Raw genomic sequence first — 10,417 nt, 5'->3', positions numbered from 1 at the left:
ATTAATTCTCAGATATAATGCCTGTTCTCCAAAGGGTAAATCTCGGATTGTTAATTCATTGTTTTGATGAACTTTTTCCGTTTTACTTCCACAATGAATGCACTGGCTTTCTCTTGACATATTTTCTAAATGTAAAACAATTTCTATATCGGTAATAATTTGATAATTGGTAACGACAACTCCTTCTAGGTGAAGTAGCTCGGTCATTAACTTTAATTGTGGATTTGATGGCATAAGTATAGCTTGTGTCTAAAATTGCTGGTCTTGGCTGTCTATATTTTAACCAATAAATTGCTGTATTGCAAGCATAGTGAGCTTTTAAAGATAAATTATTGTTTTATTGGTCAGCAATAGTTGTCTGTTTTTTCTGTAATTTTACATGACAAGTTCGGAAGAGCCGAAATAATTAAATGATGGGTTTCCATTCAATTAATTTCTCTAGCGAGTAGAGAGTGAAGAGCAGGGAGGTGAGCCGTCTAAAATATCTAGATTGTTTCCATTCAATTAATTTCTCTAGCTAGTAGAGAGGTGCCTATCCACGCATTCCACCAATTTATACTTTAGTTTCCATTCAATTAATTTCTCTAGCTAGTAGAGAGGTTAACGGGGGACTCATCACAATTACTACCACAGAGTAAATCATGTTTCCATTCAATTAATTTCTCTAGCTAGTAGAGAGTCTAAAAAACACGCTACTGAAAACACAATAGCTTCGTTTCCATTCAATTAATTTCTCTAGCTAGTAGAGAGGGAGTCCCTCGATCTCCCCATAAACCACAGCTTCGATGAGTTTCCATTCAATTAATTTCTCTAGCTAGTAGAGAGCTAAAGCTAGGCAAGCAACGCAGTAAGACTTTTCAGTTTCCATTCAATTAATTTCTCTAGCTAGTAGAGAGGTAAAGTTCATAATTGTCACTTTCAACGACTAAAATGAGTTTCCATTCAATTAATTTCTCTAGCTATAGCAAAAAATGGGTTATTTAGGACGCTTTCAATTTTCAAACTCTTATCGGTCAAGGGTTTCAGCGATTGATTGTCCTAACCACCCCGATCTTTGCTATAGTAGAGAGAAGAAAAGACAAATACAAGAAAAACAAGCTAGTGGGTTTCCATTCAATTAATTTCTCTAGCTAGTAGAGAGTATCAAGAATTCCATTGTAAATACCTCTATTTACAATGTTTCCATTCAATTAATTTCTCTAGCTAGTAGAGAGAAGAAAAGACAAATACAAGAAAAACAAGCTAGTGGGTTTCCATTCAATTAATTTCTCTAGCTAGTAGAGAGTATCAAGAATTCCATTGTAAATACCTCTATTTACAATGTTTCCATTCAATTAATTTCTCTAGCTAGTAGAGAGTAGAAAAAATCGCCTTTTGAACCTTTTACGGACTCATGAAGTTTCCATTCAATTAATTTCTCTAGCTAGTAGAGAGTTAAAAAACTCCATGAATCGGGCTATGTTCACCTTGATTACGTTTCCATTCAATTAATTTCTCTAGCTAGTAGAGAGTTTTATCAAGGTGTACGAATCATTCAAATCCGAAAATAGTTTCCATTCAATTAATTTCTCTAGCTAGTAGAGAGACAGATCATTTTGAATTTTACATATGCGAATGCACTGTTTCCATTCAATTAATTTCTCTAGCTAGTAGAGAGACATCGTCACACACGGGGAGATAATCGCTGAAAGAAATGAAGTTTCCATTCAATTAATTTCTCTAGCTAGTAGAGAGCTCCGCAAGCTGTGCAAATTTTACGGATTAAGTTCCAGTTTCCATTCAATTAATTTCTCTAGCTAGTAGAGAGCTAACAACTAGCCAAGCTCCGAACATTACCCACCAAGGTTTCCATTCAATTAATTTCTCTAGCTAGTAGAGAGGAAATTACCTAACGCTTGGGGATTGTGTAATATGCACGTTTCCATTCAATTAATTTCTCTAGCTAGTAGAGAGAGAGCTAGAAAATGTCAATCCTTTTCCTAGTTTTTATTGGTTTCCATTCAATTAATTTCTCTAGCTAGTAGAGAGTTTTAAGGTTTTTCAGCAATTGCGAAAAAATTTGATCGAGTTTCCATTCAATTAATTTCTCTAGCTAGTAGAGAGGAGTTTCTTTATTTCTTTGAATTACATTAATCATTTGTTTCCATTCAATTAATTTCTCTAGCTAGTAGAGAGTTGCAAGGCTTTAGCACTAACAAGATGGTAGAGGAGGTTTCCATTCAATTAATTTCTCTAGCTAGTAGAGAGCAAAAAAGTGTGGCTATATCCTTCGATTGATCGGAAAAAGTTTCCATTCAATTAATTTCTCTAGCTAGTAGAGAGCTGGATTATCGCTATCCCCCGCAGTAACTCCCTGAGTTTCCATTCAATTATAGCGTTTCTCACACCTGTGTGGTATAGTCAAACTTCTGCTGATTAAACTTTTTACCATCAACAATGTACCTCGTGAGAACAGGAAACGCTATAATTTCTCTAGCTAGTAGAGAGTCTAGACAAGGTTTGAGTTGTCGCAATCTGCACTAATTGGTTTCCATTCAATTAATTTCTCTAGCTAGTAGAGAGTGTACAATACTTTTCTGTTAACGATATCATCTGTGAGTTTCCATTCAATTAATTTCTCTAGCTAGTAGAGAGATAGCAATAGCCTCTAATTTTGTGGTAGAGGGTGATTTAGTTTCCATTCAATTAATTTCTCTAGCTAGTAGAGAGCAGAAAGAAGTTTACCAGTATTTACAGGACAAACTGTTTCCATTCAATTAATTTCTCTAGCTAGTAGAGAGTTGTCACCATCGCATACATTCCCACCGACACCGAAGTTTCCATTCAATTAATTTCTCTAGCTAGTAGAGAGTAGGGGGTTAGGCGCGGTTGATCTAGAAAGTTCCAGTTTCCATTCAATTAATTTCTCTAGCTAGTAGAGAGTTATACAGCTACGTCTAAGGTTCTTAATTCAGCTACTGTTTCCATTCAATTAATTTCTCTAGCTAGTAGAGAGTCAAATTAACCAAAAATATTTTGGAGGAAAACACGGAAGTTTCCATTCAATTAATTTCTCTAGCTAGTAGAGAGTTAGTTGCGACGATTGACGGGGTTGAGTACCATGTTGTTTCCATTCAATTAATTTCTCTAGCTAGTAGAGAGTCTCGCCAGGCTGTATCTCGTACCTATCACAGATTGGTTTCCATTCAATTAATTTCTCTAGCTAGTAGAGAGAATGACTAATTTAAACTATCGCCTACCGACAGTAAAAGTTTCCATTCAATTAATTTCTCTAGCTAGTAGAGAGGGCAAGCTCACGGCAAGTAGTTCATGCTCCCCAATCCTGTTTCCATTCAATTAATTACTCTAGCGAGTAGAGAGACAAGTTGCTGGAAATCTAGGCGTGTCTAAATACAAGGTTTGTTTCCATTCAATTAATTACTCTAGCGAGTAGAGAGCTTTATAATGGTTCCAAAATCGATCATAGATTTCAAGTTTCCATTCAATTAATTACTCTAGCGAGTAGAGAGGTCGCTGATCCTGTAGAGGAATCCTACGAGGCTGGCCTCATGCGGTTTCCATTCAATTAATTACTCTAGCGAGTAGAGAGTTGCGCTGCACAAGCCTTACAAAATGCTCTAAGAGTTTCCATTCAATTAATTACTCTAGCGAGTAGAGAGATAAGCGAGGAACAGATCATTATGAGTTTTATATATGTGTTTCCATTCAATTAATTACTCTAGCGAGTAGAGAGCTGTGGGACCTGTGGAACTTCCTCCTAGTGCCGGCAACAATGTTTCCATTCAATTAATTACTCTAGCGAGTAGAGAGTTCATCAAGGGCAGAACATCACCATTTTGAGGGTTAAGTTTCCATTCAATTAATTACTCTAGCGAGTAGAGAGACTATCAGCTCTAACAATTCCATCAACTCTATCAACCGTTTCCATTCAATTAATTACTCTAGCGAGTAGAGAGGGGAAGGCCTACTCCCGTAAGGAAGACCTCCTCCCTGTTTCCATTCAATTAATTACTCTAGCGAGTAGAGAGTACTAGACTGGGAATACGTTTATAACAACAGTGTTAGTTTCCATTCAATTAATTACTCTAGCGAGTAGAGAGGCCGAGTGGACAGAGATCAACTTGAAGAGTGCCTATAGTTTCCATTCAATTAATTACTCTAGCGAGTAGAGAGTCAAACGAGAAGCATATAAAGCTGCAGCACTAGCAGCGTTTCCATTCAATTAATTTCTCTAGCGAGTAGAGAGATAGCGGAAGCATATACCCCCCTTGGCGTAGTAAGGTTTCCATTCAATTAATTTCTCTAGCGAGTAGAGAGGGATAGCCTGATACTGATTGGGGTCTACCTCATAGATGGTTTCCATTCAATTAATTTCTCTAGCTAGTAGAGAGGAGGCGATTAGTGGTCGGGTAACTGCTGCTACCCAGGTTTCCATTCAATTAATTTCTCTAGCTAGTAGAGAGAATCAAGCCGCTCTTTTTCATCTGCGGTCATTTCTGAGTTTCCATTCAATTAATTTCTCTAGCTAGTAGAGAGTTAGAATCGGATGTGTGGGAAGATGTTATCTTAGAAGTTTCCATTCAATTAATTTCTCTAGCTAGTAGAGAGACTATTATTACCAATCGACCAGTTAGTTTCCCCTGCTTGTTTCCATTCAATTAATTTCTCTAGCTAGTAGAGAGTTTTCCCTTCTAGTAATCCAATAATTGATCGCATAAAGTTTCCATTCAATTAATTTCTCTAGCTAGTAGAGAGTTAATCTCCCTGATAATCAGTCGTTCTGCTGGTAAAGAGTTTCCATTCAATTAATTTCTCTAGCGAGTAGAGAGAACCCAAACCTCGGTATTTAAAGCCGAGTATCCAGTAAGTTTCCATTCAATTAATTTCTCTAGCGAGTAGAGAGTCAATAAAGGTATCGATGATGCGCTCGTGAATACGGTAGCGGAAGTTTCCATTCAATTAATTTCTCTAGCGAGTAGAGAGTAGTCGATGAACAAACGATTAAGGGGTTAGTCACCAGTTTCCATTCAATTAATTTCTCTAGCGAGTAGAGAGAAACGTAGGTAGCTGCTCCGACTTCCACGGTGTTATGTTTCCATTCAATTAATTTCTCTAGCGAGTAGAGAGCCAGAAATGGCTCAAGCATACGGCGATTACGCCGGGTTTCCATTCAATTAATTTCTCTAGCGAGTAGAGAGAAGATGAACAGCAAAGTCATTAAGTTAGGTGTAACTGAGGTTTCCATTCAATTAATTTCTCTAGCGAGTAGAGAGATCCCTAATAGGGATTCCGAATGCAGGATAGCGGAATCGAGTTTCCATTCAATTAATTTCTCTAGCGAGTAGAGAGTTGAGAAATGATTCAGAAGAAGTTGGTTTGTGATGTGTTTGTGTTTCCATTCAATTAATTTCTCTAGCGAGTAGAGAGTCTACCAACTCCGCTACTAGCAACAACAATCAAATCAGTTTCCATTCAATTAATTTCTCTAGCGAGTAGAGAGGTAATTATTAATCGAATTAAAGAAATTACTTTAATTGTTTCCATTCAATTAATTTCTCTAGCGAGTAGAGAGGCTATCCGAGATAGCAATCTCTAATGGTTTCTGGTGTGATTGTGTTTCCATTCAATTAATTTCTCTAGCGAGTAGAGAGCATTAAAGCCGACAAAGCCGCACGTACCAAACGCTGTATCGTTTCCATTCAATTAATTTCTCTAGCGAGTAGAGAGTTATCTGATGGGCGCGAATGGCCGGCGGGGCCATTTGCCCCTCAGTTTCCATTCAATTAATTTCTCTAGCGAGTAGAGAGGTGATATAAGGAACCACAATGGTTCCTACGTAACGAGTTTCCATTCAATTAATTTCTCTAGCGAGTAGAGAGTTCCATTATCAGCACCGCAGGTACTCGTGCCACTACTGTTTCCATTCAATTAATTTCTCTAGCGAGTAGAGAGGAAGAAGGCCAAATCATCGGTATACAACGTACTCCTATGTTTCCATTCAATTAATTTCTCTAGCGAGTAGAGAGCTCCCTGATGCCGGCTCCTAAACATCAAGATGACGACCTGTTTCCATTCAATTAATTTCTCTAGCGAGTAGAGAGCTGATCAATTTGAAGCCATTACCGAGGGTATTGCAGAAATGTTTCCATTCAATTAATTTCTCTAGCGAGTAGAGAGAAAGCCTCTCGGAGTAGTGCCGTGGTGACGGCCTTATTTTCGTTTCCATTCAATTAATTTCTCTAGCGAGTAGAGAGTCCTAAACGAGCCGATCTGATCCGATTACTTTCGATCTTGTTTCCATTCAATTAATTTCTCTAGCGAGTAGAGAGAATTATGGGCGTTGGATAGTGATCAAACGGTACGAAGTTTCCATTCAATTAATTTCTCTAGCGAGTAGAGAGTTCCTAAATCTCCTAACGAAGGAATTCCCATAGAAGAAGTGTTTCCATTCAATTAATTTCTCTAGCGAGTAGAGAGTTGGGCATTTAAGAGGTTTTTATCAAGTTCCCTGACGTTTCCATTCAATTAATTTCTCTAGCGAGTAGAGAGTTTCTTGATCGAGAAACCGCTCAAATTCTATTAGAAGTTTCCATTCAATTAATTTCTCTAGCGAGTAGAGAGTTCAAGAAAACCTTGGAGTAAAAAACATGAATACTCAGTTTCCATTCAATTAATTTCTCTAGCGAGTAGAGAGAAATCTTCGGAGCCACAATTATCGGACTATCGGCTTGGTTTCCATTCAATTAATTTCTCTAGCGAGTAGAGAGTCTAGGTAAGTAAAAACAAAAAGGAGATTAAAAATGATCGTTTCCATTCAATTAATTTCTCTAGCGAGTAGAGAGGAACCGCAACAAAACTAGCACCAGAACCAAACAAAACAGGTTTCCATTCAATTAATTTCTCTAGCGAGTAGAGAGATCGCGGCTAGGAGTGAGGTTGTCACTGCGATTTAAGTTTCCATTCAATTAATTTCTCTAGCGAGTAGAGAGGCCGGTGGGCAAACGTCCGAACAGGATTGAGATTCAGAAGCCAGTTGCGACCGATAGTTTAATTATAGCTGGATACGGTCGCACAGCTAACCCCATAAACCCCAAAATTCTTATCCTGTGGTAGATCGAGGGATTTTACCAGAAATCGAGGTTATCTGCTCCCACCCCTGTCGGTCGCTAGTCGATGATACCGAATCAGATGATCGTAGAACTTGGCGGTTTAGTTAGTGGGACACCGCCTAAAGTCTCTATTTGTGCTAAAGTATGGCCAGAGATGGGGTAAAATCGAATACTATCCTCGTTTTCTTTGATTTGCTTTTGCAGACGTTCTCTTAACTGATTGTATAGAGATTTGCTTAAAACACACTCGAAAACTGAATACTGAACCCGTTGGCCGTATCCTTCTAGTAAATCAGCCACTTTTTTACGTCTTTTATTGCAGGGAATATCATAGGCGATGACATAAAATAACATGATTAAGTAGGTAGGTATTGAAAACTTTCAGATGCCCCCGCCTATCGGCACCCCCCTTATCAAGGGGGGCGGGGGGGATCGAACCTAAAATCCATTTTTAATTTAATTATAACCAGCTACTTAGCGGATCAAATAAGGCTGATACCCATTACTGGGGGAATAAACAAAGGATTTAAAGCATTTAACCTGTTGGTATAACAAATCCCAGCGCGGTTGTTTTTCCTCCTCGCCGGATTGTAGTTCTTCTTCCATTCGCTGAACAAAAGCTCTTAACATTTTTTTTCGCCCGGAACTATTTAAATAACAGCCACCATTTCGATAGTCAAAATCTTCTAGAACACTGATCACATTTCGATTAACAAGATACAACATCAAAGAATCGATAATCGGTGCGCGAAATTCCTCGATTAAATCAGAAGCTAAGGCAGCGTGACGTTCCGAACTTTGATGCAAACAAGCATCATAAGGATCGAGTCCTTGAAGCTCGATTAAAGCCAGCAAATGGTTCCATAGTACCTGATAACCGAAACTCAAAATCCCATTGACCGGATTACCCGGAGGACGACGGGAACGACCTAAAAAGGTGAAATCAGGATTGATCAAACAGTCTCCCAACGCCGAAAAATAACTGTGGGCCGCCGCTCCCTCAAAACCGATCAGACGATCGATGCTCTGGGCCTTGGCCGACTGTTCGATCAGATACTCGATACTTTGAATCGATCGAGCCATATTATCCGTTCCCCTTTTCCTCTGTTGTCGGAGCAGAATAACCCGACTATTTTTTAATTTCGCCCCCACGATCGCCCTAGCTACTATTAATCGATCGCTCGCGCTCAACTGCTGCTGGTAACGACTTAGATAACGATAACCGCGCTCGATCGAGATCGAGCGCCCGTAACAATAACCCATGCGTGACAGATAAACGATCGGGATATTTTTCCTTAAACAAGCGCGGATCGCCTCCGTCGTCATCTGAGACTTGCCAAAAATTAAAACCTGTTCCACCAGAGGTAATTGTACCGACCCCAGAACCTGCCCTTCTCGCTTAACCAGCAGGTTTTCCCCCTTGACAGACACATAACAACCCTGTTGGGAAACATACAGACATCTCATCTGGATACCTCCCTCACTCGTCCCGTCTTCTTTCGATCGAGCGATTGGCTTCTCGATGGGTGAGTCTGTATGTTTCTCTCATACTATCTGGTAATCGATCTCGCCAGAGCCAGATCACCACTCGATCGCCTAGGGAAACAACGATAAATGTGGAAAGCGTGATCAGGGCCGTGTTCACAATCACCGCCAGTAATCCTAAAGGTGCGATTAAGAGGATAACCAGCGTAATTGTTCCATTAACGCCCGATACCGCACAATTCCGAATGAAAGCACTCCTTTTGGATATATACATAACCTTTTTTTCCTAGATAGAGAGCGACACTCCCTACCAAGATAGCCCTAAATATCTCTTCAATACCCTAAAAAGCCAATAATTTAACCCCTCGATCGATCGGCTGATTTTTCCAGTCCTGATCGGATTTTCTAGCCCTCGGAGTGAGGTAAATTTATATCGGCTTTCCCCTTGACTGAACCGATTGCATCTGTATGACTCAGCACCCCAAATCCCCTAGGGAAAGAACACTGCGTGAACGAGATAGTCGCGAATTCCAGCGACTTATGCTCCTGATCGCCACCCTCGTCCGACACCCCGGAGTCGGTTATCAAACCCTCGATCCCTCGGAAAATTATCATTCGGGGAAGGATCACAACGCATTAACAGAAGTACAGGAACGGGTGAGAGAACTCGCCGCCACCCTCGCCCTCGGTTGGCCCGCGGAATATCCCTCCATTGCCACCCTGAGAAAAGACATAACGACCCTACGGGATTACAAAATTCTCGATCGCCACATCTATCGCTGGGGGTATTATCTCGGCACCGGGGTTATGAGTCCCGACGAACTTAAAATCGCCTTTGATGCACTCCGCTCCCGGACCCTCCATCAGGGTGATCCGAGAATCCGTCAGATCTATCACCAACTCGATCGCCGTCTTCAAGGGTTTACACTCGGCTCCCGGGCTGACTTTCTCTATCCCGTCTGGGAACAACTCGATCGACCGATCAACTATACCGATCCCGAAGAGATGATGGAACGGGGAAAATATCGCCAAACTTTATACGAGAAAATCGACACCCTAGAACAGGCCATTGTCCGGGGAGAGGTAATCGAGATCGCCCGACCGATCGATCCCTATCAAAAGAAATTTATCGGGCCCTTCCCGATTTATCCCCTCCAGCTAATTTACCGTGACATTGGCTGGTATCTCCTCTACGAAACCTATCCCGAGGGCTGTCTGGCGATCGGCCGCCTCAATCGTTTCGCCGGTCATTGTCGAATCCTCCCAGAACCCTCTCGCTCCCTTGAAGAACAGCGCCACAGCCTTAATAACGCCCACAAACTGATTAAAAATGGCTGGGGCTTGAATTTGGGGGATTTAGCAGGGCAAAAATTGGAATTAGCGGCACAATTAACCCTCATTACCGTTAAAGTTCGCTTTTTTCATCCTGTGAGTTACTTTATCCAGGAGGGAGAAGCACGTCACCCCCGGCAGAAGTTAACAAATCCCCAGATCGACCCGCAGACAAAAATCCTTAACTCGATCGACTACCACATCGCTCTCCCGTCCCGTTCCCTAGAAGAATTCCTCTGGTGGGTACAGCGCTATCTCGAACACGCCCAGATTCTCTCTCCCCTAGAAATGGCGGAAAAACACCAGCGCTCGGCGCAAATGTTGGTCGCTCGATATTCTCCCCCAACAGATGATAATCATAGTAAAAAATCCATACCACCAGAAACTTAGACAGGATAAGCTTTTGAAGCTTTTTAGAAAAAATCTTCAAAATATCGTGTTATCTCTAGCAGTTACTAGGGCATATTGAATATAGTGGGAACATCGGTCAG

The 10,417-nt window shown here is 40.7% G+C and carries 5 protein-coding genes and 3 CRISPR repeat arrays; of the genes, 1 reads left to right on the top strand and 4 read right to left on the bottom strand.

What is annotated here, in order from left to right; genetic code table 11:
- The 4 genes from IQ234_RS06160 to csx18 all read right to left on the bottom strand — a co-directional run.
- Positions 1 to 234, bottom strand: a 234-nt coding sequence (locus IQ234_RS06160) for a transposase family protein (RefSeq protein WP_193956435.1), incomplete at its 3' end; no start/stop codon positions are given.
- Positions 235 to 417: 183 nt separating this feature from the next.
- Positions 418 to 970: direct repeats of the CRISPR family, unit length 36 nt; unit sequence GTTTCCATTCAATTAATTTCTCTAGCTAGTAGAGAG.
- A gap of 134 nt (positions 971 to 1,104) precedes the next feature.
- Positions 1,105 to 2,322: direct repeats of the CRISPR family, unit length 36 nt; unit sequence GTTTCCATTCAATTAATTTCTCTAGCTAGTAGAGAG.
- A gap of 203 nt (positions 2,323 to 2,525) precedes the next feature.
- Positions 2,526 to 6,989: direct repeats of the CRISPR family, unit length 36 nt; unit sequence GTTTCCATTCAATTAATTTCTCTAGCTAGTAGAGAG.
- A gap of 195 nt (positions 6,990 to 7,184) precedes the next feature.
- Positions 7,185 to 7,463 carry a CRISPR-associated endonuclease Cas2 gene (cas2, locus tag IQ234_RS06155; protein ID WP_151695315.1) on the bottom strand — a complete coding sequence of 93 codons (279 nt, stop codon included), beginning with the start codon at positions 7,461 to 7,463 and terminating at the stop codon, positions 7,185 to 7,187.
- Positions 7,464 to 7,583: 120 nt separating this feature from the next.
- Positions 7,584 to 8,576: a CRISPR-associated endonuclease Cas1 gene (gene cas1 / locus IQ234_RS06150; RefSeq protein WP_193956434.1), complete on the bottom strand. Its 993-nt coding sequence runs from the start codon at positions 8,574 to 8,576 to the stop codon at positions 7,584 to 7,586.
- A 13-nt stretch (positions 8,577 to 8,589) separates the two neighbouring features.
- A complete protein-coding gene (csx18, locus tag IQ234_RS06145) occupies positions 8,590 to 8,868 on the bottom strand; it encodes a CRISPR-associated protein Csx18 (RefSeq protein ID WP_193956433.1) in 279 nt (92 codons plus the stop codon).
- A gap of 194 nt (positions 8,869 to 9,062) precedes the next feature.
- Between csx18 and IQ234_RS06140 the strand changes: the two genes are divergently transcribed.
- Entirely contained in the window at positions 9,063 to 10,316 is a 1,254-nt protein-coding gene (locus tag IQ234_RS06140; protein ID WP_193956432.1) for a helix-turn-helix transcriptional regulator, read from the top strand.
- The last annotated feature ends 101 nt before the right edge of the window (positions 10,317 to 10,417 follow it).

It is taken from the genome of Microcystis aeruginosa LEGE 91341 (assembly GCF_015206885.1).
Taxonomy (GTDB): Bacteria; Cyanobacteriota; Cyanobacteriia; order Cyanobacteriales; family Microcystaceae; genus Microcystis; species Microcystis aeruginosa_H.
This window is presented reverse-complemented; position numbering and strand designations above follow the sequence as displayed.